The following is a 25750-nucleotide window of genomic DNA, read 5'->3' as shown; positions in this document are numbered from 1 at the left end:
GAGAGGGAGGATGTCAAGAAGGCTTCGAGGCGACGGTCGTACCCGGTGCGTACTGCTGGGCGGAGGTCTTCACCCGGAACCCGGAGAAGACCGACGTGTTCTTCCCCACCGTCTTCTCCTACCGGTCGAAGCGGCTCGAGGGCGAGACCGGCCTCCGGAGCTACGGCCTGGGCGAGCGCCCCGTGCTCGGCCGGACGAAGATGACGGAGGACTTCCCGCCCGAGGTGCCACCGTACGTCGACGTCTACTTCACCGTCCGGGACTGCGACGAGGCGGTGGCCCTGGCCACCGAGCGTGGCGGCACCCTGCGCCTCGGGCCGATGGACACCCCCTTCGGGCGCTTCGCGGCGCTCAGCGACCCGCAGGGCGCGAACTTCTCGGTGATCGACATCACGACCACGACGGGCGAGACGCCCGGGACGACGGACGTCGCCCGAGGAGCCCGCCCGGACCGGCACACCGCCCGGCCATGACATGATCGGGCGCATGCGTGAACGTGTTGTGGCCGCGTGCGACGGGGCCTCCAAGGGCAATCCCGGACCCGCCGCCTGGGCCTGGGTGATCGCCGACGCCTCCGAGACCCCGGTCCGCTGGCAGGCGGGCGCACTCGGCAGGGCCACCAACAACGTCGCCGAACTCACCGCGTTGGAGCGGCTGCTGGCGGCGACCGACCCCGATGTGCCGCTCGAGGTCCGCATGGACTCGCAGTACGCCATGAAGGCGGTCACCACCTGGCTGCCCGGCTGGAAACGCAACGGCTGGCGCACGGCGGCCGGCAAACCGGTCGCCAACCAGGAACTCGTCGTCGGCATCGACGAACTCCTGCAGGGCCGCTCCGTCGAGTTCCGCTACGTCCCCGCCCACCAGGTCGACGGCGACCGGCTCAACGACTTCGCCGACCGGGCCGCCAGCCAGGCGGCTACCGTCCAGCAGGACGCGGGCAGCGACGCGGGCTCGCCCGAGCCGCCGCCCTCCCCGGACACCCCGCCGGCCGGCGCCGCGAAGCGCCGCTCCTCCGCGGCCAAGGCGTCCTCCCGGCCGCGCGGCGGCTCCTCGGCCCGCACGATCAAGGCGAAGTTCCCCGGCCACTGCCTCTGCGGCCGCCCCTACGCGGCCGGTGAGTCCATCGCCAAGAACGACAGCGGCTGGGGCCACCCCGAATGCCGCACGACCGCGAGCGTCTGAACAGGACCGCGCTCGTCTCACCGTCCCCCGGGCTGCGGCGGGATGACAGACTGACGCCATGGACGAGCGCACATTCGACAGGTCGGGTCAGCACGCCTCCGTGATCGGTCTCGGCACCTGGCAACTCGGGGCGGACTGGGGGGAGGTCGACGACAAGCAGGCCCTCACGGTCCTGGAGGCCGCCGCCGAGTCCGGAGTCACCTTCTTCGACACCGCCGACGTGTACGGCGACGGGCGCAGCGAGCAGACCATCGCGTCGTTCCTGAGCGGCCGGCCCGATCTGCACGTCCTGGTCGCGACCAAGATGGGCCGCCGGGCCGAACAGCTCCCGGAGAACTACGTACTGGACAACTTCCGCGAATGGAACGACCGTTCGCGGCGCAACCTCGGCGTCGACCGCATCGACCTGGTGCAGTTGCACTGCCCGCCGACGCCCGTCTACTCCTCCGACGAGGTCTTCGACGCCCTCGACACCCTGGTGGCGGAGGAACGCGTCGCCGCCTACGGGGTCAGCGTGGAGACCTGCGCCCAGGCGCTGACCGCGATCGCCCGGCCGAACGTGGCGAGCGTGCAGATCATCCTCAACCCGTTCCGCATGAAGCCCCTGCTCGAAGTGCTCCCGGCGGCCCGCGCGGCGGGCGTCGGCGTCATCGCCCGCGTCCCGCTGGCCTCGGGGCTGCTGTCGGGCAGGTACACCAAGGACACCGTCTTCCCGGAGAACGACCACCGCACCTTCAACCGGCACGGTGAGTCCTTCGACCAGGGCGAGACCTTCTCCGGGGTGGACTACGCGACCGGCGTCGAGGCCGCCGCCGAGTTCGCCGCGCTCGCCCCCGAGGGCTACACCCCGGCCCAGCTGGCCCTGCGCTGGATCGTCCGGCAGCCCGGCGTCACCACCGTCATCCCCGGCGCCCGCTCGCCCGAACAGGCCCGCGCCAACGCGCACGCCGCCCGGCTCCCGGAGCTGTCCGAGCGGACGCTCACCGCGATCGACGACCTCTACGCACGGCGGATCAAGGACCAGGTGGAGTCCCGCTGGTAGGAACCGTCGGCCGGGTCCTCGGCAGGGCCTGACGCCGGCGGCCCGGAACCGTCACGGCTCCAGGAACAGCTGCCTCTCCTGCTCCTGGTCGCCGCAGGCGGCTCCCCGGTCACGCGCGGTGAAGGGGGGAGAACGGCCGTGGACGGGGAAGACGCCGCAAGAGAGGGACCGAGGCCGTTCACCCCAGGAGGCATCGTGCCGGACCCGGAGCAGGGCGAGAGCAGGCGCAGAGGGCGCAACGAGACCGAGGAGGAGCGGGCGGACCGGATGTGGCAGGAACTCATCCAGGAGGTCCGCGTCGCGCAGACGGGTGTCCAGATCCTCTTCGGCTTCCTGCTGACCGTGGTGTTCACCCCGAGGTACGCGCAGCTCTCCGACACGGACCAGATGATCTACATCATCACGGTCGTCCTCGGCGCCTGCGCCACCGGGGCGCTCATCGGCCCCGTCTCGCTGCACCGGCTCGTCTCCGGGCGGCGCGTCAAACCGCAGGCGGTGCGGTGGGCGTCCCGGCTGACCCTGCTCGGCCTCGTCCTGCTGCTCGCCACCACCAGCGCCGCACTGCTGCTGATCCTGCGCGTGGCGACCCACGACGGCTTCGTCCCGTACCTGGTCGCCGGGGTGGTCACCTGGTACCTGGTGTGCTGGTTCGTGCTCCCGATGTGGACCCGGCACCGGCACACGACGCGGTGACGCCGTCGTCCGTCGTCCGTCGTCCGACGTCCGTGGTGCGTCGTCCGCTGTCCGAGGGCATTCCTCAGCTGCCGGCGAGCACGGCCGCGAGGAAGTCGTCGAGGCGGACCTGCTTGTCTCCCGGTGCGACCGTCCGGTACGTCTCGCGCAGGAAGTCCCCGACGGCCTCGGCCCACACGAACACCACCGCGTGATGCTGGCCGCCGTCGGCGTGGGCCGCACCGAAGAACTCCATCCGCAGTTCCCGCTCCACGCCCAGGGACTCCGGACGCAGCCGCACATCACCGGTCCCGGCCGGGCGGGTGAGGCCGTCGAAGAGCATGTCCCGGTCCAGTTGCCAGCGTGCGAGGACCCGGCCCTCGTGGCTGAAGACGACGGTGACGGCGAAGGGGTCCGCGGGGTCGTAACCCAGATGGGCGAGCCCGGGAACGCGATCCGCGACGCCTGCCTGGATCTCCACCACCAGGGTCTTGTGCACGAACGAGTTCACGAGAGGGCCTCCGGGAAGTACCGACACAGAGCCATCTGGTACCCCGCAACCGGGCCGTATGCGCATCCCTTCGGCTGATTCCCCGGTGCCGTACCCGGGCCCCCTCGGCGGGGTCCCGTCCGGCCGAGGGCGCTCCGTAGCGCCGGCGGCGGGGATTCCTTCGAGACGAAGTCCGCCGGGTCGCCGCCGCAGACGGGGAGACGGGCTCAGGAGCGCGCGAGGGCGGCGAGGCGCAGGTCGCGGGTGCGGCTCTGGTGCTCGACGACGTGCTGCCGGGCGGCCGCCGCGTCGCCGCGGCGGATCGCGTCCAGGATCCGGGTGTGCTCCTCGAGGATCAGGGCGAGGTTGTCCGGCCGGGTGGTGGTGTCGGAGTCGTAGACCTTCAACTGGGCGTCCAGGCGGTCCATCAGCTCGATGATCGTCGCATTGTGTCCCGCCTCACGCAGCGCCCGGTGCCACTGCTGGTTGAGCTCCTGCAGCTCCGCGGCGTCCGTCGACGCCGCGGCGGACTCGTGGACGTGGACGAGCCGGGCCAGGTCGAGCTCGGTCCGGCGGGTCGCGGCCGCCTGCGCGGCCGACGACTCCAGGGCGATGCGCGCCTCGCAGATCTCCAGGATCTCCTGGGGGGTGCGGGTGCGCACCACGTAGCCGCGAGTGGCCCGGGTCACCAGACCCTCCTGCTCGAGCCGGATCAGCGCCTCCCGGACAGGGGTGCGCGAGACGTTGAACTGCGTGCTGAGACCGGTCGGGATCAGGACGGTTCCGGGGGGTGACTGACCGTCGAGGATGATCTTCCGGATCCGGGCGTAGTGGCTGCCCGCGCCCGTATCGGTGCCCCGGTCTCCCCGTGCGGTGCTCAAACTGGTCGCTCCCCTTCCGTGCCGAGGGCCGGCTCGTCGTCGGTGCACGCGAAGCGGTGCTCTCGGTGGACAGACGTTCTCGCGATTCGAGACGGCCATAGTCTGCCACTGTCTACATGTGTATACAGTTGCTTGCAGCTGAATCCGGACATGGGGACCGTCGCGTCCTCGGGTTCGGGTCCACGTTCGAGTGCATGACCCATGCACGCCTGACAGGATTTCGGGAGCTTCTGATGCATCGTGGCGCGCAGCCGGGGCGGTACACCGCCCACCCGGCGCACCCGGTAGCCGGTCCGGCCTCCCGCTTCTGCAACCGTCTGACGAGCCGTCGGCACATCGACCTCATGCGCGTCGTCAGCACGGGCTGTTGTTGATCGCACACGTACTCCGCCTGCCGCGTTCCCGCCGCTGAAGCAGCGGCGGGCGCGGCCGTGTCAGGCCCGACCGCAGGCGCGCCCCGTCTCCCGCCCCAGCTCGCCCCGCCCAGTCCACTGTTCGGCATGGCTCAGGGAGCAGGCTCCGGGCATCGCCCCGAGCCTCACCGCCGCACGGCTCCGAAGTCCTTCCCGGCTGCCGCCCCACACCGGCCGATCGGCCGGACGGGCGGCCGAACCACTCCTGAAGGGGATCTCCCATGCCCGAGCAGACGCTGCTCGCCAAGGCCCGGCCACCGCATCCCGGTCCTGCCGGTCCCGCCGGACGACCCGGCGCACCGAGGAAGGAGGCGGCCGGGCCGTCCTCCGCCGGACGCAACCGCCGGGTGCTGCTGCGCACCGCCCGCACGGCCGGCCCCTGGGCGGTCCCCCTGCTGGTCCTGGTGGTGTGGCAGTGGACCGCCGCGGTCGGCATCCTGCCGCCGTCCATCCTCCCCGCCCCCGGAGCGGTGCTGCGGGCGGGAAGCGACCTGGCCGCCACCGGAGAGCTCCAGTTCCACATCCTCACCAGCCTGCGGCGCATCCTGCAGGGCTTCGCCCTGGGCGCGGGCACCGGCCTGCTCCTGGGCTTCCTGGTCGGCATGTCGAAGGTGACGGAGATCCTCCTCGACCGGTCCCTGCAGATGGTGCGCACCATCCCGCACCTGGCTCTGGTGCCGCTGATGATCGCCTGGTTCGGCATCGGGGAGGAACCCAAGATCCTCCTCGTGGCGCTGGGCACCTTCTTCCCCATCTACCTGAACACCGTGACCGGCATCCGCGGGGTCGACCCCAAGCTGCTGCAGCTCGGCCGCTCCTACGGACTGGGCCGGTGGCGCCTGGTGCGCGACATCGCCGTCCCCGGGGCCATGCCCACCATCCTGTCCGGCATCCGGTACTCCCTCGGTGTCGCCTGGATGACCCTCGTGGTCGCCGAGACCATCTCGGCCAGCGACGGGATCGGCTACCTCGCCCAGAACGCCCGCGAGTTGCTGCGCACCGACCAGATCGTCCTCGCCATCGTGCTGTACGCACTGGCCGGTCTGTTCGCCGACCTCCTGACCAGGCTCATCGAAAGGAGGGTGCTCCGGTGGCACCCGAACTACCGTCCCCAGGCGAACCAGTGACCCCGGCGCGAGCAGGCGCCCGGCTCGCTCTGGACGGCCTGGGCCGGCAGTACGACGGCCGGTGGGTCCTGGAGAACCTCGACCTGGAGATCGAAGCAGGCTCCTTCGTCTCCTTCCTCGGCCCCAGCGGCGCGGGCAAGAGCACCCTGCTGCGGATCGTCGCCGGGCTGGAGGAGCCGAGCGCGGGAACCGTCCAGCTCCACGGAGCCGGTCCGCAGCCGCCCATGGTGCGGATGATGTTCCAGGAGGACCGGATGCTGCCCTGGCGCACGGTCGAGGACAACGTGCTGCTGGGCGTCAAGGGCCGCAGGGACGAGGCACGCGCCCTGCTGGAGGCCGTGGGACTGGCCGACCGCGGGAGTGCCTGGCCGGCCGAGCTCTCCGGTGGGCAGCGGCAGCGCGTCGCCCTGGCCCGCGCTCTGCTCCACCACCCCGAACTGCTGCTCCTGGACGAGCCGTTCGGTGCTCTGGACGCGATCACCCGGATCGCGATGCAGCAGCTCCTGGAACGCCTGTGGCTGGAGCAGCCGCGCACCGTCCTGCTGGTGACCCATGACGTGGAGGAGGCGCTCGTGCTCTCCGACCGCGTCCTGGTGCTGGCCGACGGCGCCGTCGGCCGCGACCTGCGCATCGACCTGCCCCGCGGGGAGCGGCGCGGCCACCCCCGCCTCGTCGCCTGGAAGGAGGAACTGCTCCAGGGCCTCCTCGCACCGCACTCCTCCGTCCCGGCCGACGTCTGACCCCGCGCCCTGCCCCCCCCGCCGCCCCACCGCCACCCGCGCCCCGCGCTTCCGCCCGCCCGAGCAACGCGCCACCGAGGAAAGAACCCGACCGTGACCGTGAACCGCCCGTTCTCCCGCCCGACCACAGGAGCCTCCCCGCTCCTGTCCACAAACGTCTCGCGCCGTCGCGTCCTGGCCGTCGGCGGTGCCGCCGCCCTCGCCCCGGCGCTGGCCGCCTGCGGCGGCGGATCGCGGCCGGGCAACACGGCGCTGGCCGACGGCGTGCCGCAGAAGCTCCGCTACGCGGTCATCGGCAGCGGCAGGCTCGGCACCCCGGCGGCCCTGCGCTACAAGTTCGACGGCGTGGACCTGGGCAAGGAGCTCGGCGGCACCACCGTCACCTGGCCGTCCGGGTTCACCGCCTCGCTGCCGGTGATGGAGGCGCTCAAGGCCGGCAGCGTCGATTTCACCTTCGCCACCGCCACCGCCGTGGCCTACGCGATCGGCGGCGGCGTGCCCATCGTGCCGCTCGCCGCCTATCCGCTGCCCGCCAACGAGGTCGAGATCCTCGTCCCCCAGAACTCGACCGTCCGCGGCGCCGCCGACCTCAAGGGCAAGCGGGTCGCCGACCAGCAGGGCACCACCGGCACCTACAGCCTCATCAAGTACCTGCAGACCGCCGGCCTGCGGCTGGACGACGTCGAGTACGTCAACCTGCCGGCCGCCGACGCCGAGTCGGCCTTCGCCAACGGCAAGGTGGACGCCTGGATCAGCTGGACGCCGGCCATCAGTCTGGGCCGGGCCCGGCACAAGGCCCGCAGGCTGCCGAACGTCAAGACCTACGACTACTCCTTCTACGTGGCCAGCGAGTCCTTCGCCGAGGAGTACCCCGAGGCCGCGGCGAAGGTGGTGCGCGTCATCCGGGACACCCAGCGCCGCGTCAACGCCCGGCCGGAGGCGAGCGTCGAGTTCTTCGACAAGATCGGCGGATTCGGCTCGGAGGACCTCGAGCGCGAGGTGTTCCTCGAGCTGACCAAGGAGAAGAGGCTCTCGGACTCCAACGCCGACCGGCTCGCGCCGGTGGACCGCAAGGCGATCGAGAACACCCAGGACCTCGCCGACAGCTTCCACGCCCTGGGCGTCTACCCCTCGAAGATCGACGTGACCGGGTTCCTGCGGGACTCCCGGTTCGACACGGTCAAGAAGGCGGTGGCCGCCGAACTGGCCAAGTGACCGGCAGGGCGCACCACAGGACACACCGCACGACAGCACGGAAGAGAGAACACGCAGTGAGCACCCCCGAGAACCAGATGCACCTCGCGGCCTTCGTGACCGCGGGCCCCGGCCGGCCCGGCGGCTGGCGCCACCCCGGCTCCGAGCCCGGCTGGCTGTCGGCCTCCTACTACCAGCACATCGGCCGCGTGCTCGAGCAGGGCAAGTTCGACCTGATGTTCCTCCCGGACATCCTGTCCGTGCCCGACCGCCTCGGCGGCAGCATGGACAGCCAGCTGCGCTACGGCGCGCTCGGCTCCCTGCGGCTCGACCCGACGCCGGTGCTGTCCGCGGTCGCCGCCGCCACCACCCGGCTCGGCGTGGCCGCCACGATCTCCACCAGCTACTTCGAGCCCTTCCCCGTGGCACGCTCCTTCGCCACGCTCGACCACCTCAGTGACGGCCGCGCCGCCTGGAACGTGGTGACCTCCTTCCAGGACTCCGAGGCCCGCAACTTCGGCGAGGACCGGCACATCGACCGCGACCAGCGCTACGAGCGGGCCGACGAGTTCCTCGAGGTGACCTGCAAGCTGTGGGACAGCTGGGAGGACGACGCCCTGGTGGCGGACCCGGAAGCCCCCCTCTTCGCCGACCCCGACCGCGTGCACGCCATCGACCACAAGGGGGAGTGGTTCACCGTCCGCGGCCCCCTGAACACGCCCCGGCCGCCCCAGGGCTACCCGGTGATCATCCAGGCCGGGGCGTCCCCCAAGGGCCGCGACTTCGCGGCGCGCTGGTCCGACGTCATCTTCTGCAGCCACGCCTCCCTGGAATCGGCCAAGGACTTCTACCAGGACATCAAGGCCCGGGCGGTCCGCCACGGCCGCCGTGCCGAGGACATCAAGATCCTCCCCATGGCCACCCCCATCATCGGTCCCACCACCGAGGCCGCGCGCGAGGCCGAGCAGCGCCTGGCGGACCTGGTCCCGCCGCTGGCCGGACTGTCGACCCTCGCCTACCACCTGGACGTGGACCTCTCGGAGCTGCCGCTCGACGAGCCGCTGCCCGACGTCGACGTCCCCGGTGTCCAGGGGCACTACAAGGAGGTCGTGGAGATGACCCGGCGCGAGGGGCTGACCCTGCGTGAGCTGGGCAAGCGCTACGGCGGCCGCACCGAGGGCTCCTTCGTCGGCACGGCGGCCGAGGTCGCCGACGGCATGGCCGAGTGGTTCACCGAGGGCGCCTGCGACGGCTTCACCGTGGGTGCCGTCCACACGCCCGGCGCCTTCGAGGACTTCGTCCGCCAGGTGGTGCCCGACCTGCAGCGCCGCGGCCTGTTCCGCACCGAGTACGAGGGCACCACCCTGCGCGAGCACCTGGGCCTGGAGCGCCCCGAGACCGGGCAGTGGCGCAACCGCCGCAACGGCGACGGCGACAACGGCTGACCCGCACCACACCCCCGCACCGGATCCCGCACAGCGACGCCAAGGACCTCACGGCATGACAGCAGCAGGCGACATCACGAGCATCACCGGACGCACCACCGACACCCAGGGGCGCTTCCTGGTGACCGCCCGGACGAACCACTTCGTCTCCGACGCCCGCACAGGGCCGGGGGAGGCCGTCGGGGCGGGAGAGCTGCTGCTGTCCGCCCTGGCCTCCTGCTCCCTGAGCAACATCCAGCTCCATGCCGAGGAACGCGGCTCCGGCCTGACCGGTGGCCGGGCCGAGATCAGCTACCAGCGGGACCCGCAGGACCCCACCCGCTACACCTACCTGCGGATCGAGCTGCTGCTCGAAGGGGTCGACCAGGGCGAGGCCGACATCCTGGTCGGGCTCTTCACCGGCAGCTGCCCGATCTACAACACCCTGCGCCGGGGCGGCCACGTCGAGGTGGCCGCCCGGGTGCAGGAACCGCTCCCCGGCGCCGCCTGAGGAACCGGCCGGCCCGGAGCCGGGTCACCGGCCGAACCCCGCACCCGGCCCGCCGCACGGCGGGCCCCCGGGCCCGGGAGCCACTCCCCGGCACCCGGGCCCGCCCCACCGCGTCCCGCACCCCCCGCTCGCACACCCGAAGGTGATCACCGTGGCCACCGTCCTGTCCGTCTCCGGCAGCCCCTCTGCCGCATCCCGCACCGCCCGCCTGCTGCGCCACCTGGACACGCGACTGACCGACAGGGGGCACGAAGTGGTCCCGCTGGACGTACGCACCCTGCCCGCCGAGGCGCTGCTCGGCGGCGACTTCGGCCACCCCGCGGTCCGCGAGGCCACCACGCTGTTCGAACGCGCCGACGGCGTCGTGATCGGCACCCCCGTCTACAAGGCCGCCTACTCCGGACTGCTCAAGTGCCTGCTGGACCTGCTCCCGCAGTACGCCCTGACCGGCCGGACCGTCCTGCCGCTGGCCACCGGCGGCTCCACCGCCCATGTCCTGGCCGTCGACTACGCACTGCGCCCGGTCCTCGCCTCGATGGGCGCCGAGCACATCACCCCCGGCTGGTTCGTCCTCGACAAGCACCTGGCCACCGCCCCCGACGGCACCCTGGACATCGAAGCGGAGACCGCCCGCCACCTCGAGCGCGTCGTCGACGGCTTCGCCACCGCCCTCGAACGCAGCACCCTGCTGGCCGTCGGCTGACCGGAAGCGGGCACCCTCCCCCGCGGAAGGTGCCCGTTTCCGTTCGGAGCTCCTAGCCGGAGCCCGGCCGGAACGTGCGCAGGAACGTCCGCAGCGCCTCCTGGTTCTCCGCCTTCTCCCAGTCGGCGGCCGGGGTCGTCCAGCGCAGCGAGAAGCCGCGCCCGCCGCCCAGGAGGAACCCGCGGCCGAAGGTGCGCACCCGGGGGCCGCCGGCCGCCGACAGCCACTCCATGTCGGCGGCCTCATGCCCCTGGTACGTGGTCGCGCGGATCGCGCCGATCCGCTCGTAGGCGGCCGTCCGCTCCAGGGGCGGCTCCACGTCGTCCCGCCACACGGCCACCGGGTCCGGGCCGATCCGCTCGCTGTAGGTGACCGCGAGGGTGCGGGTGTTCCCGGCCACGCCGAAGGTGACGCGGTAGGCGAGGTCGGACATGCGGGAGGTGTCCAGCCGTTCGAAGTCCTCGGGGAGCGCGACGGAGAACCCCTCCGGCGCACGGTGAAGGCGGTAGCCGGCCGGGAGACCCGCCGTGCCCGAGGGTGCCGGGGCGGGTGCGGCGGACGGCGGGGAGGTGCCCCGGTCGTCCGGCTCGCCGGGTCCGGCCGCCCCGGACGGGATCGAGGGAGCCGGCGCGGAGGCCGAGGCCGGCGGCGTGTCCGGCACGTCGGCGGCGGAGCCGCTGCCGGTTCCGGGCAGCCCCGAGGCCGCGGCGAGTACGACGGCCGCCACGACGACGACGGCCAGGGCCGTGCCGAGGACCGTCGTCCGTCTGCCCCACCCCCGGCCCACGGCCCCGAGGGCGGCGCTGCGGGTGCCGCGCGGCCGGGGGCCCGGCACCGCGCCCGGCACCGCGCCCAGGGCCGCGCCGGGGTCCTCGCCGAGAACGCGGACGAGCGCCTCGCGGACCGCCTGCCCGGTCGGCCGCTCCCGGGCGTCCTTGCGGAGCAGGCCCTGGACGATCTGGGTCAGGGGCCCCGCGCGCACGGGCGTGCGCAGCGGCAGCCGGTCCACTGCCTTCAGCGTGGACTCGGGCCGCCCCCGGTCGCGGAACGGGGGACGTCCCTCGACCATCGTGTAGAGGATGGCGCCCAGCGCCCACAGGTCCGCGGCGGGACCGACGTGCTCGCCGCGGGCCTGCTCGGGAGAGGCGTACGAGGGTGACGTGAGGCGGGGGGCCGGGGTCGAGCCGGCCAGGCCGAACCCGGCGACCACGACCGGGCCGGTCTCCCGCACGAACACCTGGCCGGGGCTGAGTTCGCCGTGCGTGACGCCCGCCGCGTGTGCGGCATCCAGCACGCCGAGCAGCTCCAGTCCGATCCGCGCGGCCCGCACATGACTGAACGTGCCCTCCTCGCCGAGGAGTTCGCCCAGCGGTGTGCCGTCGATCCAGGCGGTGACGGTCCACAGGAAGCCGGCCTCGTCGACGGCGTCGACGACGGTGGCGGTCCGTCCGGGACACCGGCGCGCCATGCCCTCGGTCGTGCGCAGAACATGGGAGGAGACACGGTGCGCAAGCTCGGAGGGCCCCTTTGGGAGCGCGATCCGCGTGACCAGACAGGGACGCCCCGTCCCGAGGTCGTCGGCGTACCAACGGACGTGCCGGGGCTCGCGATGGACGACCTCGACCAGCCGGTATCTCCCGGCGGCCGACTGGTGTGTGAAGACGTGCGCCCTGCCCATGGCCATCCCTCGTCCGAGCCGCTGCTTCCGCCTTTGCCAGAAGTACGCGCGACCGGGCGCCCTTTGTTCAATTCGAATAAAGAAGCGAGCAGATGAGGGTCTCCGGGGCCCGACGGGGGCTCAGCGCAGCCCGAAACGGGACGCCCAGGCGATCATGTCGCCGGTGGTCGCGTTGCCCCCGCACACCACCAGCCCGATCCGGGCCCCCTCGCCGACCCGCTCCAGCACCCGGCGCGCCGCCGGCAGCAGACAGCCCGCAGCCGGCTCCGTCCACACCTTGGCGTGGTCCGCGAGGTCCAGCGAGCCCTGTACGGCCTCCCGGTCCGGCACCACCAGCACCTCGGTGACCAGCGCCGACACATGCTCGTACGTCAGCTGCGACACGGCCGGGGCACTGAGCGTGGAGACGATCGACGACAGCGCGACCGGCACCGGCCCGCCCGCCGCGAGCGCCTCGGACATGGCCTGGGCGCCCTCCGTCTCCACACCCCAGATCCGGATTCCGGGCCGCCGGGCCCTGAGCGCCGCCGCCACACCGGAGATCAGCCCGCCGCCACCGATGCTCACCAGTACGTCGGTGAGGTCACCGGCGTCGTCGGCGAACTCCATTCCCACGGTGCCCTGCCCGGCGATCACCACCGGGTCGTCGAAGGGGTGGACCAGGGTCAGCCCTTCCCGCTGAAGCCGCGTCATCAGCGCGAAGGCGCCGTCCATGTCGTCGGCCAGCCGCACCGACGCACCGGCCGTCTCCGCGACCTCGACCGCCCGCGCGGGGGCCGACCGGGGCATCACCACCGTGGCCTTGACGTCGAGTGCGGAGGCCATGACCGCGACGGCGATCCCGTGATTGCCGCCGCTCACGGCCACGACCCCGGCGGCCCGCTCCGCCTCGTCCAGCGACAGCAGCTTCGCCACCGCACCGCGCACCTTGAACGACCCGGTGCGCTGCAGCAGTTCCAGCTTCGCCGTGACCGGAGCGCCGAGCAGCGCCGACAACCCGGGGCTCGGCACCGTCGGCGTCCGCACCACGTGCCCGGCGATCCGCTCCGCCGCGGCCTCGATCTCCGGCATCCCGATCATGACAACCCCTTCCGGCACGGGGCGTGATCCGCGCCGTGACGAACCCTGACCCGGCCGGCCGCCGAGGTCAACAGGGCTCCCTCGGCGGTACGTGCCTCAGTGCTGCTGCGGCTTGTGCGGCGTGGTCTCGCTGGGCCGCACGATGACGTACCCCTCGCCCTGCAGCATCAGCTGCACCGCCTCGCCCGAACCGCCGCGCAGCATCGAACCGAACGACTGCGAACGGTGCAGGGAGGTCGCCAGGCCCGCCGTCCAGCCGACGATCGCGTCCGTGTCGACGTAGACCGGCTCCTGCGGCGACACCGGGAGGACCAGCGGATAGCCCTCGCAGACCAGACCCAGCAGGCCGTGCCCGGTGAAGACACTGTTGAACAGGCCGCCGCCGGTGATGCCGGCGCCCTTCACGGTCGAGATGCGGTACGACAGCGTGGAGTCGAAGCACAGGACGTTGCGGCCGTTGACGGTGAACTCGTCGCCCGGCTCGACCTGGACGATGAAGCAGTTCTGCGCCTCCTGCGCGAACCAGGCCTCGCCCTGTCCCCGCACCGCCATCAGCGGCAGCCCTTCGCCCGTCACCGCGCGTTTGAGCATGCCGCCCACGCCCTGGCCCTTGCGCTCGAACTGGAGCCCGCCGCGGTGGGCGATCATCGAGCCCTGCCGGGCGTGCATCTCGCCGTTGACGACGTACCGGATGCACGTGGCGTTCTCGACCGTCATGCCCGGAGCCGAGGCGGGCTGCACCATGTGCCGGCTGGAAAACAGATCACCCTTCATGGAGGCATCCTCGCCCGGAGGGCCCGCCTCCGCCAAGACCCGCCCGGAGCCGGACGTGAGGGGGCCGGCGCGTGGGTTCGCCCGGGGCACGGGCTGCTTCGGGCGGGACGCGAGGAGAGCATGGGAGACGGGTTGGGGAAGACTGGACCGCGGAAGTGGACACGACACAGGAGGAACCGCATGACGCGCCCGATCACGGCAGGGGTCGACGGAACCGAGGAGAGCCTCGCCGGACTGGCCTGGGCGGCGAGGGAGGCGGTCCGCCGCGGGCGGCCGCTGCGGGTGGTGCACGCCTGGCGCTTCCAGACACACGAGGGGATCGACGCCGGTGACGCCGCCACCCAGGGGCAGCGGGTGCGCGACGCGATGGGCGAGTCGGTCCGCCGGATCACCGAACGGCACCCGGACCTCGCGGTGACCACCGACGTCCTGGAGGGGGACGCCGTGCAGACCCTGGCCGGCGCCGCGGCGGATGCGGAGATGCTGGTGCTCGGCTCGCGCGGGCACGGGCGGATCATCGGCTTCCTGGTCGGCTCGGTCGGCCAGCAGGTGATCGTCGACGCCAAGCGGCCGGTGGTCTTCGTGCGGTCCGGGGACCGGGCGTCGGGCGAGGTCGCCGGACGGGAGATCGTCGTCGGCCAGCAGGGCGACCCGGAGGACAGCGCCGCCGCGCTGGACTTCGCCTTCGAGACGGCCGCCGCGCGGGGCGCCACCGTGCGTGCCGTACGGGCCTGGACCCTGCCGCCGATGTTCGTCTACAGCCCCGAAGTGCTGCGCCAGGTCGACGAGGCCGGGGGACTGGAGCAGTACGAGCAGAAGGCTCTGGCCGCGGCCCTCGCGCCGTTCCGCGAGCGTCACCCGCACGTGCGCGTGGTCGAGCACGTGGAGATGGGCAGCGCCGGGCAGGTGCTGCTGTCGGTGGCCGGCACCGCCCAGCTGATGGTCGTCGGCCGTCGCGCGCGCCGCACCGCCGTCGGCACCCGGATCGGCTCGGTCGCCCACGGCGTCCTGCACCACGCCGACTGCCCGGTGGCGGTGGTACCGCCGGCCTGACCCTGACCCTGACTCAGCCGGCCGGGGGCGGCGGGGCCTCCCGGGTCCGGGGCAGGACGTTCCCGGGGTGAAGGGCCCTCCCGGCTGAAGCCGGGAGGGCCCTTCCTGCCTTGCGGTGGCGGGCTCGACGCCTCGGGGGCGCCTGACGACTGCCCTGTGCCGCCGCGCCGGAATCCACGGGACGAGGTCACGGGCGAGCGGCCCGGGGCGGCTTCGCCGCCCGCCGTGGGGCGGGCACATCGAAGACGCCGGGACCCGGTGACCTCGGAGCCGATCTCTGTGCGCGTCAGCGCTCTTGCGCGCGCTCCCGGGCCAGCCGCGCCGCGTCCCGCAGGGACCCCGTGTGCGCGGGGCCGTGTCCGGGCAGCAGCAGGTCGCTCTCCAGCCCGGCCAGGATGTCCAGCGAGGCGAGGGCGGCGGCCCGCTCGCGGTGGAACATGTCGGGCAGCAGCTGCGGTCCGCTCGCCCGGGAGGTCGGGTGAGCGCTCACCAGGGCGTCGCCGGACACCACCGCCCCGCTGTCCGGGAGGTGGAAGGCACAGTGCCCGTCGGTGTGGCCGGGCGTGTGCACGGGGACCGGCCGGCCGGGCAGATCGAGCGGACGGGGCGGATCCGGCGCGTCGGACCGCGATCCGGGCCGTGGTTCGGGCCAGGGGAACGGCTCGGGGGCGGCGACCGGCACGTGCGCCGTGCCGCCGGAGCGCAGCGCGTGCAGGGCCCAGGGCAGCACGCCCGGCCGCCAGCCGCTGCGCAGGATCTGCCCGACGGTCACCTGGTGCAGGAAGTCCCGGCGGACGTGCGGGACTTCGGCCTCATGGGCATACACGGGGGTACCGTAGGCGGACCGCAGGTACTCCGCGGAGCCCAGGTGGTCCGTGTGCGCGTGGGTGATCAGTACGGCCGCGACCGCCTCCGGCGCGCTGCCCACCTCCGCCAGGGACGCGAGGAGCCGCTCGCGGTCACCGGGGTAGCCGGTGTCGATCAGGGTGACGGCGTCCCCCTCCTGGAGGATCACCCAGTTGGTGTTCGAGCCGTGCACCAGGTGGGTGCCGTCGGCCACGTGCCGCACATCTGCCCGCATGATCGTCCCGCGTTCTGCCGTCCCGGCGTTCTGGCGTCCTGCCCGAAGGGCACCAGCAAAGCAGATCAGGACGCCGGCGGCCGGGACGGACCCGGCCGCGTCCGCGTCCGTCCGGCCTCCCGGCGGGTGTGCGGTCCGGTGTGGGGGGAGCGGGGCGGAGGACGACAGGCCCCCGGCGGGGCGCCGTTGTTCACATCATCGCTTCGAATTCCGGCGAGACCCTTCTGGATACACCGGTGTATCGGATACGTTCGCGTATCGAACGGAGGGGGCGGCATGACCGTGGACGGCGTGTCCGAGGCGGCGGCGACCGGGCGACGGGTGACCGGACGCCGGGCCCGCACGCGCGCGAACCTCCTGCGGGCGGCGTTCTCCGTGTTCGCGGCCAAGGGCTACGGGCACGTCTCGATCGAGGAGGTCTGCGAGGCCGCCGGCTACACCAGGGGCGCCTTCTACTCGAACTTCGCCGGCCTGGACGAGCTCTTCTTCGCCCTGTACGCGGAGCGCGCCGAACTCATCGCGGAGCAGGTCTCCTCGGCCCTCGCCCAAGGCGGCCCCGACCTCGACGTGCCCGCGGCCGTGGACCGCGTCACCGAGGTGCTGCTGCTCGACCGGGACTGGCTGCTGGTGAAGACCGACTTCCTGGTGCACGCCGCCCGCGATCCCGAGGTCTCCCGCAGCCTGCTGGAACACCGCGCGCGGCTGCGCCGGGCCGTCGCGGACCGGCTGGCGCGGGCCCGCGGCCACACCGAACTGCCCGCCGTCCTCGGCACCGTCGAGGACGCCGCGCACGCCGTGGTCGCCGCCTACGACGGAGTCACCGTCCACCTGCTGCTGGACCGGGACGTCGCAGGCGCCCGCGCCTGGCTGAAACAACTGCTGACCGCGCTGCTCACCGACGGCAGCACCGGACCGGCCGCGCACCGACGCGGATGAGGAAGGGACTTCTCGCCATGGATGCCGACGTCATCGTCGTCGGAGCGGGCCTCGCGGGCCTGGTCGCGGCCCACGAACTGACCAGCCGGGGCCGCAGGGTCGCCCTCGTCGACCAGGAGAACGCCGCCAACCTCGGCGGGCAGGCCTTCTGGTCCTTCGGCGGGCTGTTCCTCGTCGGCTCCCCGGAGCAGCGGCGTCTCGGTATCAAGGACTCCTTCGAGCTCGCCTGGAACGACTGGCAGGGCAGCGCGGGATTCGACCGGCTCCGGGACGACCGGGACGAGGACTCCTGGGCGGTGCGCTGGGCCCATGCCTACGTCGAGTGGGCGGCGGGGGAGAAGCGGTCCTGGCTGGCCGGGCACGGCATCTCCTTCCTGCCCACCGTCGGCTGGGCCGAGCGCGGCGACCTCCGCGCGGACGGCCACGGCAACACCGTGCCCCGCTTCCACATCGCCTGGGGCACCGGCACCGGCGTCGTCGAACCCTTCGTGCGCCACGCCCGGCAGGCCGCGCGCGACGGGCTGCTCACCTTCCACCACCGCCACCGGGTCGACGAACTGGTCGTCCAGGACGGCACCGCGCGCGGAGTGCGGGGCACCCTGCTGGCCCAGGACGACGCGCCGCGCGGTGTCGCCTCCAGCCGGGAGGTGATCGGCGACTTCGAACTCACCGCCCAGGCCGTGATCGTCACCAGCGGCGGCATAGGCGCCGACCACGACATCGTCCGCCGCCACTGGCCCGAGCGGCTCGGCACCCCGCCCCGGGAGATGATCACCGGGGTCCCGGCCCACGTGGACGGACGGATGCTCGACATCAGCGCCCGCGCGGGCGCGCGCCTGGTCAACCGGGACCGGATGTGGCACTACACCGAGGGCATACGGAACTGGGACCCGATCTGGCCCGGTCACGGCATCCGCATCCTGCCCGGACCGTCCTCGATGTGGTTCGACGCCCTCGGCCGCCGGCTGCCCGAGCCCTGCCTGCCCGGTTACGACACCCTGGGCACGCTCGAACACCTGCGTACCACCGAGGACATCGCCGACCACGACCACTCCTGGTTCATCCTCACCCAGAAGATCATCGAGAAGGAGTTCGCGCTGTCGGGCTCCGAGCAGAACCCCGACATCACCGCCAAGGACCGGGCCGGGTTCCTGCGCGAACGCGTGCTGGGCAAGGGCGCCCCCGGCCCGGTCGACGCGTTCCTGCGCCGGGGCGCGGACTTCGTGACCGCCCCGACCCTGGAGCAACTCGTCGAGAGGATGAACGCCCTCACCGACAAGCCCCTGCTCGACGCGGCCGTCGTCCGCCGCCAGATCGAGGCCCGCGACCTGCAGATCGCCAACCCCTACGCCAAGGACGCCCAGGTGCAGGGCATCCGCAACGCCCGCCGCTACATCGGCGACCGCCTCGGCCGGGTGGCCACCCCGCACCGCATCCTCGACCCCGCGGCCGGCCCGCTGATCGGCGTCAAGCTGCACATCCTCACCCGCAAGACCCTCGGCGGCATCCAGACCGACCTCGACTCCCGCGCGCTGGACGGTGCCGGGCGGCCGATCGAGGGGCTGTACGCGGCGGGCGAGGTCGCGGGCTTCGGCGGCGGCGGCGTCCACGGCTACAACGCCCTGGAGGGAACCTTCCTCGGCGGCTGCCTCTTCTCGGGGCGCGCGGCGGGACGGGCGGCGGCGCGGCAGACGGCGTAGCCGGCGCGGCCGACGGGGCAGGGCGCGTCAGTCGTCGAGGAGGCGGGCCAGCACCTCGGCGTGGCTGGTCGCCGGCTCCCTGGCCGCGGTCAGCAGGGTCACCTGCCCCTTCGCCGCCAACTCCCGCACATGGTTCAAGAGTTCGGCCGCCTCGGGGGCGGCGAGCTCTGCCTCGTAGCGCCCGCGGAGCTCCTCGTACGGCCGCTCGTCCAGGTGGTACCAGCGGCGCAGTTCCGTCGACGGGGTCAGCCCCTTGGGCCATTCGTCCACGCGTGCCATGTCCTTCGCCAGACCGCGCGGCCACAACCGGTCGACCAGGACGCGGACACCGTCGTCCGGCTCAGGCGGTTCGTAGACACGGCGCACGCGTACGCTCATGGTCGGCCCCTTCCCGTGGTCTCCCGCGAGCCTAACGCCGCCCCCCGGGCCGGGCCCGGCGGACAGAACCACGGACGGGCGGGCCGGAACGGGCGGCGCCGCCCGCCTCAGGCGCGCCGCGCCCTCAGGCGGCGCCTCAGCGCGCGCCGCTCCGTCTCGCTCGTGCCGCCCCACACCCCGAGGGACTGGCCCGAATCCATAGCCCAGTCGAGGCACTGCTCCCGGACGGGACAGCGCCGGCACACCGCCTTCGCCCGCTCCGTCTGGAGAAGGGCCGAGCCGGAGGTCCCGATCGGGAAGAAGAGGTCGGGATCCTCGTCCCGGCAGGCCGCGCGGGTCCGCCAGTCGTCCATGGAAAACCACCTGGGGTCGGAGGGGATGCGCACCCTTCGGGTGCCCTGTCCCGTTACGGGTCACCTGCCGGAGCGCGGTGAAACAGCGGCGCCGGTGCCGTACGTCACCGCGGACACGCCCGTCCGGCCGACGACGGGCGGGTGCGACGCACCCTCAACTCCGCAGCGCCGTCGCCGCAGTTGCCGCCACCGACTCGGCCACCGCAGCCAGTGCCGGGGAGTCCAGCTTCCACTGCTGCCAGTACAGGGGCGCTTCGGCCACGTGGTCCGGGGCGAAGATGACGAGCCGGCCGGCCCGCAGCAGGGGCTCGGCCTGCGTCTCGGGCACCATGCCCCAGCCCAGGCCCGCGGCGACGGCCTCGGCGAACCCCTCCGAGGCCGGAATGAGGTGCCGGCTCGTGCTCGCCCCGGTGCGGCCGCGGGTGAGCCGGCGCACGAAGGCGTCCTGGAAGTCGTCCCGCCGGTCGAAGGTCACCACGGGGGCCCGCGGCAGCGTCTGCTCCAGCGGCGCCGTGAGGTACCGCGCGACGAACTCCGGGTGGGCCGCGGGGAGATAGCGCATCCGCCCCAGGAGCCGCACGGAGCAGCCCGGCACCGCCTCCGGCGACGAGGTCACCGCGGCCATCACCGTTCCCTCGCGCAGCAGGGCCGCGGTGTGGGACTCGTCCTCGCGGCGCAACTCGAAGAAGAGGCGCGGCTCGCCCGGCACCCGGGTGAGGGCCTCGAGGAACCAGGTCGCCAGGGAATCCGCGTTCACCGCCACCGACACCCGGGTCGGCTCCCCGCCGGAGCCCAGCCCCAGCTCCGCGTACGCGTCCCGCTCCAGCCGGGCCACCTGGCGGGCGAGCCGCACCAGCACCTCTCCCGACTCGGTCGGCCGCACCGGCCTCGTGCGCAGCAGCAGTACCCGTCCGGTGCGCTGCTCCAGCGCCTTCACCCGCTGGCTGACCGCGGAGGGCGTCACGTGCAGGGCTGCCGCGGCCGCCTCGAACGTGCCCTCGTCCACCACGGCGAGCAGGGTCCGTACCTGGTCGAGCGGAAGGTCTTCCATCACATCGGCTAAGGGTACGTAAGAATCATTAGCTGTACTGTGCCGGGCGGTGCCTCTAGCGTCCTCGGCATGAGCAGCGCCCTGACCACGGCCGCCACCGGATTCGGCACCGGCCTCTCCCTGATCGTCGCCATCGGCGCCCAGAACGCCTTCGTCCTGCGCCAGGGCGTCCGCCGGGAGGCGGTCCTCGCCGTCGTCGGCATCTGCGCCGTGTCCGACGCGGCCCTCATCGCCCTGGGCGTCGGCGGGGTCGGCGCGCTGGTCGTGGCGTGGCCCGGCGCGCTGACGGCGGTCGGCTGGATCGGCGGCCTGTTCCTGCTCGGCTACGGCCTGCTGGCCGCGCGCCGGGTGATCCGGCCGGGCGGGGCCGGGCTGCGGGCGGAGGGCGAGGCCGTGCGTTCGCGCCGTCGCGCCGTGCTCACCTGTCTGGCGATGACCTGGCTCAACCCGCACGTCTACCTCGACACCGTGTTCCTGCTGGGCTCGGTCGCCGCCGACCACGGGCCGCTGCGCTGGACGTTCGGCCTCGGCGCCGTACTGGCCAGCCTCTGCTGGTTCACCGCCCTCGGTTTCGGGGCCAGGCTGCTGAGCCGTTTCCTGGCCCGGCCCACCGCCTGGCGGATCCTGGACGGCCTGGTCGCGACCACCATGATCGTCCTCGGCGGCACGCTCATCGCCGGCAGCTGATGCGGCGGGCGGGCGCCGTCACCGGTCCTGCCATAGTGAACCCCGGCAAAAAGATGTAGTCACCAACCGGGACGGTCGTGGACACCAGCGAGAGCAGCACCGAACCCCGGGCCGAGGAACCCGCACCCAAGAGGGCCGTGCCGGGTCCGTCAGGTCCGTCGCGCACGGCAGGTCCTTCCGGGCGGCGCAGGCCGCGCGGCCTGCGCCGGTGGGCCATGGACACCCGCCCCCTGCGCCGCCCGGCCTACCGACGGCTGTGGGTGTCCACCGCCGTCACGGCGGTCGGCAGCCAGCTCACCGCCGTGGCCGTGCCCCAGCAGATCTACGGCATCACCGGCTCCTCCGCCTGGGTCGGCGCCGCGAGTCTGGCGGGTCTGCTGCCGCTGATCGTGTTCGCCCTGTGGGGCGGCGCGATCGCCGACGCCATGGACCGCCGCAGGCTCCTGCTGATCACCAACACCGGGATCGCCGTCACCTCGGTCCTGTTCTGGGCGCAGGCCGCCACCGGACTGGACTCCGTCGCCGTGCTCATGGTCCTGCTCGCGGTGCAGCAGGCGTTCTGGGGACTGAACGCCCCGGCCCGCAGCGCCTCCATCGCCCGCCTGGTCCCCGAGGAGGAACTGCCCGCCGCCAACGCCCTGGGCTCCACCGTCATGCAGACCGGCCAGATCGCCGGACCGCTGCTCGCGGGCGCGCTCATCCCGGTCGTCGGGCTGGCGGAGCTCTATCTGATCGACGCGCTGGCGCTGTGCGTCACGGTGTGGGCGGTCCACCGTCTGCCCGCCCTGCCGCCGCTCGACGCCACGGTGGCGCGGCGCGCGGGTCTCCGGGAGATCCTGGACGGATTCCGCTACATCTCCGGGCACGCGGTGCTGCTGCTGTCGTTCGTGGCGGACATCGTCGCCATGGTCCTCGGCATGCCCCGGGCCCTGTTCCCGCAGCTCGCCGCCGAGACCTACGCCTCCTACGGCGAGGGGTTCGCGCTGGGGCTGCTGTTCGCCGCCATCCCGATCGGCGCGGTGGCGGGCGGACTGTTCTCCGGCACGTTCTCCCGGGCCCGCCGGCACGGCTGGATGGTCATCGGCTCCGTGGTGGTGTGGGGCGTCGCCGTCACGGGGGCCGGGCTCAGCGACAGCCTCTGGATCGCCGTGGCCTTCCTCGCCGTCGCCGGGATCGCGGACATGGTCTCGATGGTCTTCCGCGGGGCGATCCTGCTCTCCGTCGCGACCGACGAGATGCGCGGCCGGATGCAGGGCGTCTTCACCGTCGTCGTCGCGGGCGGTCCCCGGCTCGCCGACGTCCTGCACGGCACCGCCGGGTCCGCCTTCGGCCCCCGCACGGCGGTGGCGGGCGGCGGGCTCCTGGTCGTCGTGGTGATGCTGGCCCTGGCCGCCGCGATGCCGGCGCTGCGCCGCTACCGGGTGTGAGGCGCGGCCGGGCCGTGGGGGGCGCCGGGGCTGTGCCGGGTCACAGCGCGTGGTGTCCGCGCGTCGTGTGCGGCTCCATCAGCCGGATCCGCGTCGCCTCCAGCCGGTGCGCGAGGACCTCGGCGACGCAGCGCACCAGCGTCAGCCCGAGCGCCGGGTCCTCCTCGCACAGCCGGAGCACGGCCGCCGCGTCGAACTCGTAGGCGCGGACCGGGCTGAACGCCTCGGCGCCGAAGTCCCACCGGTGGGGCGGGAAGAGCCAGGACCAGCCCAGCAGATCGCCCGCGCCGAGGGTGGCGACCGTCACCCGGCGCAGGTCGTTCACCCGCTGGTCGAGGGAGACCGCACCGGAACGGACGACCCAGAAACGGTCGGCGACGGCTCCGGCCTCGAAGATCCGGGTGTCCTCGGGGAAGGCCACCTCCCGCGCGAGCGCCATCAGACGGTGGCGCTGCGGTGGGGGGAGGGCCGTCAGGAGTTTGATCGCTTTGGTCATGAAGCAGGGCTCCTCGCCGGGCATTCGGTACCGGTGCCTACGTCCATTGGAGCCGCTGCCGCCGTTCGGGGCACTTCGGCAGATAAAAGCCCTGGCTGGACGGGGGAAGCCAGCCAGGGCGGTAAAGGTGGTGGAGGGAGGACGGGCGTCGACTCCGTCACCACTTATGGATGAACGATAAACCATCTGCGCCGGCGTGCGCCGCCGGAACCAGGTCACGTGACCGGTTTCACTTCCGCCGGTTCGGGACCAGTGCCGGAACCGGCCGGTCAGCCCCGCACATCGGACTTGCCGGGAGTCAGGATCTCGTCCAGCACCCGCAGCACGGCCTCGTACGCCAGCCTGTGCATGTCGGCGACTCCCTTCTCCGCGGGATCGGCCCGTTCGAGTTCGGCGCTCCTCGTCCGCCACAGCCGCTCCTCATGGGCCGCGCGGGCCCGCGCCCGCTGGATCCGCCGTACCAGTTCGTCCGAGTCCACCACACCGGTCATGACGTCCGCCTACCCCGTTGCGCCAAGGCAATGGCAGGCGTCCGGAAAAAAGGGCCGGAAGGTTTGCCGGTGCCGGGGCAGGTGAGCCGAAAGAGATGACATTCCTCATCGGACAGGGAGCCGAACGATGTGCGAGGAGCGCATGACCGGAACCGACACCGCCCCGCCCGGCGCGCGCCGCGCCGACACGCGGCGACCGTATCGGCCACGGCCGGCCGAGGCGCGCCAGGCCGTGTGGCAGGCGGTGTGCGAGCGCTGCCGCGCCACGCACACCCCGTGCGACACCGAGGCCCTCGCGGACGCGCTGCTCGTCACCTCCGAACTCACCACCAACGCGATCCTGCACGGTGGCGGCATCACCGACTTCCGGGTCGACGTCACCGGTCCCGGAGTGCGCGTCTCGGTGAGCGACCGCAGCGCGGAACTGCCCGTCGCGCGGCCGACGACCGACCGGCAGGGGCGCTTCACACCGGGCGGCCGAGGCTGGCCCATCGTCTGCCGGCTGTGCCGCGACGTGCGGGTGGCCGACCTGCCCTCGGGCGGCAAATGCATCACCGCCGTGGTCCCCCTCTCCTGAGGGCCTGCCGAGCCCGTCCGGCAGATTGTGCCGGGAAGCGGAGTTTGCGCCACCGGCGGGAGGGCAGTCGGAGGGTCGTGCTTCGGACCGGAGGCGCGCCAGCGGGAGAGACACGGCTGCTGAGGGATTCCCTCCGGACACCCCCGCAGCGGCCGTCCCGCGGTAGACCATCCTGAAATCCACTGTTCGGGAGCGAAATCGCATGCTCATAGACACGCCCACCGACCGCCCCGACCCCGCTGCCACCACGACCGCCACCGCCACCGTGACGGCGGCCGCCCCCACGGCCCGCGACGCGCGCAGGCGCCACGAAGACGCTCCGGACACCGCGGCCCTGTTCGCCCGGCTGGCCTCCCTGGAGGACGGCCCCGAGCGGGACGCCGTCCGCGACGAACTCGTCACCGCGTGGCTGCCCATGGCCCACCGCATCGCCGGCCGCTTCCGCGACCGCGGCGAATCCGTCGAGGACCTGCGTCAGGTGGCCGCACTCGGACTGGTCAAGGCGGTGGACCGCTTCGACCCGGCACGCGGAGCCTTCGAGAGCTACGCCGTCCCCACCGTCACCGGTGAGGTCAAGCGGCACTTCCGGGACCGGATGTGGGCCCTGCGGGTGCCCCGCCGGGTGCAGGAACTGCGCAACAAGGTACGGATCGCCCGGCGGGACCTCGCCCAGACGCCAGGCAGCCCCGAGCCCTCGCCCGCCGCCCTGGCCGCGCACACGGGACTGACCGAGGAAGAGGTCGGGGCCGGGCTGGAGGCGCTGGAGAGCTTCAGCACCCTGTCGCTGGACGCGGAGATGTCGCCCGACGACGACGGCTACAGCCTGGCCGACACCCTGGGTGCCCCGGACGCGGCCTACGACGTCGTGGTCGACCGGGAGTCCGCCAAGGAAGGACTGCGCCGCCTGCCCGAGCGCGAGCGCACCATCCTGTACATGCGCTTCTTCGAGGACATGACCCAGAGCCGCATAGCCGACCATCTGGGGATCTCCCAGATGCACGTCTCCCGGCTCATCAGCCGCAGCTGCGCCCGCGTGCGTGCCGACGCGATGGGCCGGCGGACGACGACCGCCCATCGGGGGCATGCCTGAGCGCCGTGCCGTCGTCGGGCCGTACCATCCTCAGTCCTCAGTCGTATGAGCGACCGCAAGAAGGGAACACGGTGCAGATGAGTGAATCCGAGATCCCGCCGGAAGGCCGCCCCGTGGACGTCTACCTCGACCTGCTGCGCATCCGGATGGACACCGAGGACTACCGCCTGCTGCTCCGTGTGGTGGAGCCGGTGCTCCGGGCGATCGAGGAACACCGCCTGTCCGGTCTCGACGTCGCCCTGGACGGCGGGGACGACGAACTGCCCCAGGAGGTCCGCGACGAGGCCGCCCTCGTCATCGCCACAGCCGTCACCGGCCGCATGGACAACGAGGTGGTGGAGCTGGACGTCGACGAGAGCGGACCGGTCCGCGTGGTCACCGACGCGACCACGGCCGCCGACCCGTCCCGGCTCGACGAGATCGCCGGCTACATCAGGGAACGGCACCGGCAGAACGACGAACTGCGCGGCATCGCCGAGGCCAGCGGCCTGCCCACCGACTTCTGAGCGGACCCGC

General features: G+C 73.0%; 28 protein-coding genes and 1 pseudogene. 18 read left to right on the top strand and 11 right to left on the bottom strand.

Annotation, left to right across the window (positions count from 1 at the left end; translation table 11 throughout):
• Positions 1 to 2 precede the first annotated feature (2 nt).
• The 4 genes and pseudogenes from ACTWJ9_RS32410 to ACTWJ9_RS32395 form a co-directional block, all read left to right on the top strand.
• Positions 3 to 473 (top strand): annotated as a pseudogene (locus ACTWJ9_RS32410) (VOC family protein); the annotation flags it as partial.
• A gap of 1 nt (position 474) precedes the next feature.
• Positions 475 to 1185, top strand: a complete 711-nt coding sequence (locus tag ACTWJ9_RS32405; RefSeq protein ID WP_443296099.1) for a ribonuclease H family protein — start codon at positions 475 to 477, stop codon at positions 1183 to 1185.
• A gap of 58 nt (positions 1186 to 1243) precedes the next feature.
• Positions 1244 to 2227, top strand: coding sequence for an aldo/keto reductase (locus tag ACTWJ9_RS32400; protein ID WP_279337593.1), 984 nt, complete (start codon positions 1244 to 1246; stop codon positions 2225 to 2227).
• A gap of 195 nt (positions 2228 to 2422) precedes the next feature.
• Positions 2423 to 2920 carry a DUF6328 family protein gene (locus tag ACTWJ9_RS32395; protein WP_279337594.1) on the top strand — a complete coding sequence of 166 codons (498 nt, stop codon included), beginning with the start codon at positions 2423 to 2425 and terminating at the stop codon, positions 2918 to 2920.
• Between the two features lie 64 nt (positions 2921 to 2984).
• Here the strand turns inward: ACTWJ9_RS32395 and ACTWJ9_RS32390 are convergent, their stop codons facing one another.
• Positions 2985 to 3410, bottom strand: a complete 426-nt coding sequence (locus ACTWJ9_RS32390; protein ID WP_443296098.1) for an SsgA family sporulation/cell division regulator — start codon at positions 3408 to 3410, stop codon at positions 2985 to 2987.
• 206 nt (positions 3411 to 3616) lie between these two features.
• A complete protein-coding gene (locus tag ACTWJ9_RS32385) occupies positions 3617 to 4270 on the bottom strand; it encodes a GntR family transcriptional regulator (protein WP_279337596.1) in 654 nt (217 codons plus the stop codon).
• A 634-nt stretch (positions 4271 to 4904) separates the two neighbouring features.
• Here ACTWJ9_RS32385 and ACTWJ9_RS32380 point away from each other — a divergent pair.
• From ACTWJ9_RS32380 to ssuE, 6 genes are all read left to right on the top strand, one after another.
• Positions 4905 to 5810, top strand: a complete 906-nt coding sequence (locus ACTWJ9_RS32380) for an ABC transporter permease subunit (RefSeq protein WP_279337598.1) — start codon at positions 4905 to 4907, stop codon at positions 5808 to 5810.
• Positions 5807 to 6550, top strand: coding sequence for an ABC transporter ATP-binding protein (locus ACTWJ9_RS32375; protein ID WP_279337600.1), 744 nt, complete (start codon positions 5807 to 5809; stop codon positions 6548 to 6550). The genes ACTWJ9_RS32380 and ACTWJ9_RS32375 overlap by 4 nt, the downstream gene beginning before the upstream one ends.
• Before the next feature lie 93 nt (positions 6551 to 6643).
• Positions 6644 to 7765: an NrtA/SsuA/CpmA family ABC transporter substrate-binding protein gene (locus ACTWJ9_RS32370; RefSeq protein ID WP_279337601.1), complete on the top strand. Its 1122-nt coding sequence runs from the start codon at positions 6644 to 6646 to the stop codon at positions 7763 to 7765.
• Positions 7766 to 7842: 77 nt separating this feature from the next.
• A complete protein-coding gene (locus ACTWJ9_RS32365) occupies positions 7843 to 9189 on the top strand; it encodes an LLM class flavin-dependent oxidoreductase (protein ID WP_443296139.1) in 1347 nt (448 codons plus the stop codon).
• A 55-nt stretch (positions 9190 to 9244) separates the two neighbouring features.
• A complete protein-coding gene (locus ACTWJ9_RS32360; protein WP_279337603.1) occupies positions 9245 to 9679 on the top strand; it encodes an OsmC family protein in 435 nt (144 codons plus the stop codon).
• A gap of 151 nt (positions 9680 to 9830) precedes the next feature.
• Positions 9831 to 10382, top strand: a complete 552-nt coding sequence (ssuE, locus tag ACTWJ9_RS32355; RefSeq protein ID WP_443296097.1) for an NADPH-dependent FMN reductase — start codon at positions 9831 to 9833, stop codon at positions 10380 to 10382.
• A gap of 52 nt (positions 10383 to 10434) precedes the next feature.
• Here the strand turns inward: ssuE and ACTWJ9_RS32350 are convergent, their stop codons facing one another.
• The 3 genes from ACTWJ9_RS32350 to ACTWJ9_RS32340 form a co-directional block, all read right to left on the bottom strand.
• Positions 10435 to 12060, bottom strand: a complete 1626-nt coding sequence (locus ACTWJ9_RS32350; RefSeq protein WP_443296096.1) for a serine/threonine-protein kinase — start codon at positions 12058 to 12060, stop codon at positions 10435 to 10437.
• A gap of 120 nt (positions 12061 to 12180) precedes the next feature.
• Positions 12181 to 13140 carry a threonine/serine dehydratase gene (locus ACTWJ9_RS32345; protein WP_279337606.1) on the bottom strand — a complete coding sequence of 320 codons (960 nt, stop codon included), beginning with the start codon at positions 13138 to 13140 and terminating at the stop codon, positions 12181 to 12183.
• A 96-nt stretch (positions 13141 to 13236) separates the two neighbouring features.
• Positions 13237 to 13914 carry an AIM24 family protein gene (locus tag ACTWJ9_RS32340; RefSeq protein WP_279337608.1) on the bottom strand — a complete coding sequence of 226 codons (678 nt, stop codon included), beginning with the start codon at positions 13912 to 13914 and terminating at the stop codon, positions 13237 to 13239.
• Between the two features lie 180 nt (positions 13915 to 14094).
• On the opposite strand from ACTWJ9_RS32340, the gene ACTWJ9_RS32335 reads away from it, so the two are divergent.
• Positions 14095 to 14967 carry a universal stress protein gene (locus tag ACTWJ9_RS32335; RefSeq protein ID WP_279337609.1) on the top strand — a complete coding sequence of 291 codons (873 nt, stop codon included), beginning with the start codon at positions 14095 to 14097 and terminating at the stop codon, positions 14965 to 14967.
• 286 nt (positions 14968 to 15253) lie between these two features.
• Here ACTWJ9_RS32335 and ACTWJ9_RS32330 read toward each other — a convergent pair whose 3' ends face one another.
• Positions 15254 to 16048: an MBL fold metallo-hydrolase gene (locus tag ACTWJ9_RS32330; protein ID WP_279337610.1), complete on the bottom strand. Its 795-nt coding sequence runs from the start codon at positions 16046 to 16048 to the stop codon at positions 15254 to 15256.
• A 276-nt stretch (positions 16049 to 16324) separates the two neighbouring features.
• Here ACTWJ9_RS32330 and ACTWJ9_RS32325 point away from each other — a divergent pair, with 276 nt between their 5' ends.
• Positions 16325 to 16984, top strand: a complete 660-nt coding sequence (locus tag ACTWJ9_RS32325) for a TetR/AcrR family transcriptional regulator (RefSeq protein ID WP_279337611.1) — start codon at positions 16325 to 16327, stop codon at positions 16982 to 16984.
• Positions 16985 to 17001: 17 nt separating this feature from the next.
• Positions 17002 to 18684, top strand: a complete 1683-nt coding sequence (locus ACTWJ9_RS32320; protein ID WP_443296095.1) for an FAD-binding dehydrogenase — start codon at positions 17002 to 17004, stop codon at positions 18682 to 18684.
• A 27-nt stretch (positions 18685 to 18711) separates the two neighbouring features.
• On the opposite strand, the gene ACTWJ9_RS32315 is transcribed toward ACTWJ9_RS32320, so the two are convergent.
• From ACTWJ9_RS32315 to ACTWJ9_RS32305, 3 genes are all read right to left on the bottom strand, one after another.
• A complete protein-coding gene (locus ACTWJ9_RS32315; protein WP_279337613.1) occupies positions 18712 to 19062 on the bottom strand; it encodes a DUF488 domain-containing protein in 351 nt (116 codons plus the stop codon).
• A 107-nt stretch (positions 19063 to 19169) separates the two neighbouring features.
• Positions 19170 to 19415, bottom strand: coding sequence for a WhiB family transcriptional regulator (locus tag ACTWJ9_RS32310; protein WP_279337614.1), 246 nt, complete (start codon positions 19413 to 19415; stop codon positions 19170 to 19172).
• A gap of 154 nt (positions 19416 to 19569) precedes the next feature.
• Complete coding sequence (locus ACTWJ9_RS32305; protein WP_443296138.1) at positions 19570 to 20466, bottom strand: LysR family transcriptional regulator ArgP; 897 nt, start codon at positions 20464 to 20466, stop codon at positions 19570 to 19572.
• Positions 20467 to 20535: 69 nt separating this feature from the next.
• Here ACTWJ9_RS32305 and ACTWJ9_RS32300 point away from each other — a divergent pair, with 69 nt between their 5' ends.
• Both ACTWJ9_RS32300 and ACTWJ9_RS32295 read left to right on the top strand, forming a co-directional pair.
• Positions 20536 to 21153, top strand: a complete 618-nt coding sequence (locus ACTWJ9_RS32300; protein WP_279337615.1) for a LysE/ArgO family amino acid transporter — start codon at positions 20536 to 20538, stop codon at positions 21151 to 21153.
• 137 nt (positions 21154 to 21290) lie between these two features.
• Positions 21291 to 22580 carry an MFS transporter gene (locus ACTWJ9_RS32295; RefSeq protein WP_279338153.1) on the top strand — a complete coding sequence of 430 codons (1290 nt, stop codon included), beginning with the start codon at positions 21291 to 21293 and terminating at the stop codon, positions 22578 to 22580.
• A 40-nt stretch (positions 22581 to 22620) separates the two neighbouring features.
• On the opposite strand, the gene ACTWJ9_RS32290 is transcribed toward ACTWJ9_RS32295, so the two are convergent.
• Positions 22621 to 23076, bottom strand: a complete 456-nt coding sequence (locus ACTWJ9_RS32290) for a cyclic nucleotide-binding domain-containing protein (protein ID WP_279337616.1) — start codon at positions 23074 to 23076, stop codon at positions 22621 to 22623.
• Between the two features lie 269 nt (positions 23077 to 23345).
• The gene (locus ACTWJ9_RS32285) at positions 23346 to 23567 is read right to left on the bottom strand and encodes a hypothetical protein (RefSeq protein WP_279337617.1); all 222 of its coding nucleotides are present in this window, start codon (positions 23565 to 23567) and stop codon (positions 23346 to 23348) included.
• Between the two features lie 127 nt (positions 23568 to 23694).
• Here ACTWJ9_RS32285 and ACTWJ9_RS32280 point away from each other — a divergent pair, with 127 nt between their 5' ends.
• The 3 genes from ACTWJ9_RS32280 (at position 23695) to ACTWJ9_RS32270 (ending at position 25740) form a co-directional block, all read left to right on the top strand.
• Positions 23695 to 24144 (top strand): ATP-binding protein, encoded by a 450-nt coding sequence (locus ACTWJ9_RS32280; protein ID WP_279337618.1) that lies wholly within the window; start codon positions 23695 to 23697, stop codon positions 24142 to 24144.
• 202 nt (positions 24145 to 24346) lie between these two features.
• On the top strand, positions 24347 to 25234 hold the full coding sequence (locus ACTWJ9_RS32275) for a SigB/SigF/SigG family RNA polymerase sigma factor (protein WP_279337619.1): 888 nt from the start codon (positions 24347 to 24349) through the stop codon (positions 25232 to 25234).
• Between the two features lie 77 nt (positions 25235 to 25311).
• A complete protein-coding gene (locus ACTWJ9_RS32270; RefSeq protein WP_279337620.1) occupies positions 25312 to 25740 on the top strand; it encodes a hypothetical protein in 429 nt (142 codons plus the stop codon).
• The last annotated feature ends 10 nt before the right edge of the window (positions 25741 to 25750 follow it).

It is taken from the genome of Streptomyces sp. GDS52 (genome assembly GCF_052246875.1).
Lineage (GTDB): Bacteria > Actinomycetota > Actinomycetes > Streptomycetales > Streptomycetaceae > Streptomyces > Streptomyces cathayae.
The sequence above is the reverse complement of the archived record's forward strand: the minus strand, read 5'-3'. Positions and strand labels throughout refer to the sequence as shown.

Coding starts and splice junctions, on each gene's coding strand:
- ACTWJ9_RS32310 (WP_279337614.1), bottom strand. CDS start 19,415: ATGGACGACTGGCGGACCCGCGCGGCCTGCCGGGACGAGGATCCCGAC.
- ACTWJ9_RS32400 (WP_279337593.1), top strand. CDS start 1,244: ATGGACGAGCGCACATTCGACAGGTCGGGTCAGCACGCCTCCGTGATC.
- ACTWJ9_RS32290 (WP_279337616.1), bottom strand. CDS start 23,076: ATGACCAAAGCGATCAAACTCCTGACGGCCCTCCCCCCACCGCAGCGC.
- ACTWJ9_RS32275 (WP_279337619.1), top strand. CDS start 24,347: ATGCTCATAGACACGCCCACCGACCGCCCCGACCCCGCTGCCACCACG.
- ACTWJ9_RS32360 (WP_279337603.1), top strand. CDS start 9,245: ATGACAGCAGCAGGCGACATCACGAGCATCACCGGACGCACCACCGAC.
- ACTWJ9_RS32320 (WP_443296095.1), top strand. CDS start 17,002: ATGGATGCCGACGTCATCGTCGTCGGAGCGGGCCTCGCGGGCCTGGTC.
- ACTWJ9_RS32405 (WP_443296099.1), top strand. CDS start 475: ATGATCGGGCGCATGCGTGAACGTGTTGTGGCCGCGTGCGACGGGGCC.
- ACTWJ9_RS32325 (WP_279337611.1), top strand. CDS start 16,325: ATGACCGTGGACGGCGTGTCCGAGGCGGCGGCGACCGGGCGACGGGTG.
- ACTWJ9_RS32340 (WP_279337608.1), bottom strand. CDS start 13,914: ATGAAGGGTGATCTGTTTTCCAGCCGGCACATGGTGCAGCCCGCCTCG.
- ACTWJ9_RS32285 (WP_279337617.1), bottom strand. CDS start 23,567: ATGACCGGTGTGGTGGACTCGGACGAACTGGTACGGCGGATCCAGCGG.
- ACTWJ9_RS32270 (WP_279337620.1), top strand. CDS start 25,312: ATGAGTGAATCCGAGATCCCGCCGGAAGGCCGCCCCGTGGACGTCTAC.
- ACTWJ9_RS32315 (WP_279337613.1), bottom strand. CDS start 19,062: ATGAGCGTACGCGTGCGCCGTGTCTACGAACCGCCTGAGCCGGACGAC.
- ACTWJ9_RS32350 (WP_443296096.1), bottom strand. CDS start 12,060: ATGGGCAGGGCGCACGTCTTCACACACCAGTCGGCCGCCGGGAGATAC.
- ACTWJ9_RS32280 (WP_279337618.1), top strand. CDS start 23,695: ATGTGCGAGGAGCGCATGACCGGAACCGACACCGCCCCGCCCGGCGCG.
- ACTWJ9_RS32300 (WP_279337615.1), top strand. CDS start 20,536: ATGAGCAGCGCCCTGACCACGGCCGCCACCGGATTCGGCACCGGCCTC.
- ACTWJ9_RS32330 (WP_279337610.1), bottom strand. CDS start 16,048: ATGCGGGCAGATGTGCGGCACGTGGCCGACGGCACCCACCTGGTGCAC.
- ACTWJ9_RS32335 (WP_279337609.1), top strand. CDS start 14,095: ATGACGCGCCCGATCACGGCAGGGGTCGACGGAACCGAGGAGAGCCTC.
- ACTWJ9_RS32305 (WP_443296138.1), bottom strand. CDS start 20,466: ATGGAAGACCTTCCGCTCGACCAGGTACGGACCCTGCTCGCCGTGGTG.
- ACTWJ9_RS32365 (WP_443296139.1), top strand. CDS start 7,843: ATGCACCTCGCGGCCTTCGTGACCGCGGGCCCCGGCCGGCCCGGCGGC.
- ACTWJ9_RS32345 (WP_279337606.1), bottom strand. CDS start 13,140: ATGATCGGGATGCCGGAGATCGAGGCCGCGGCGGAGCGGATCGCCGGG.
- ACTWJ9_RS32380 (WP_279337598.1), top strand. CDS start 4,905: ATGCCCGAGCAGACGCTGCTCGCCAAGGCCCGGCCACCGCATCCCGGT.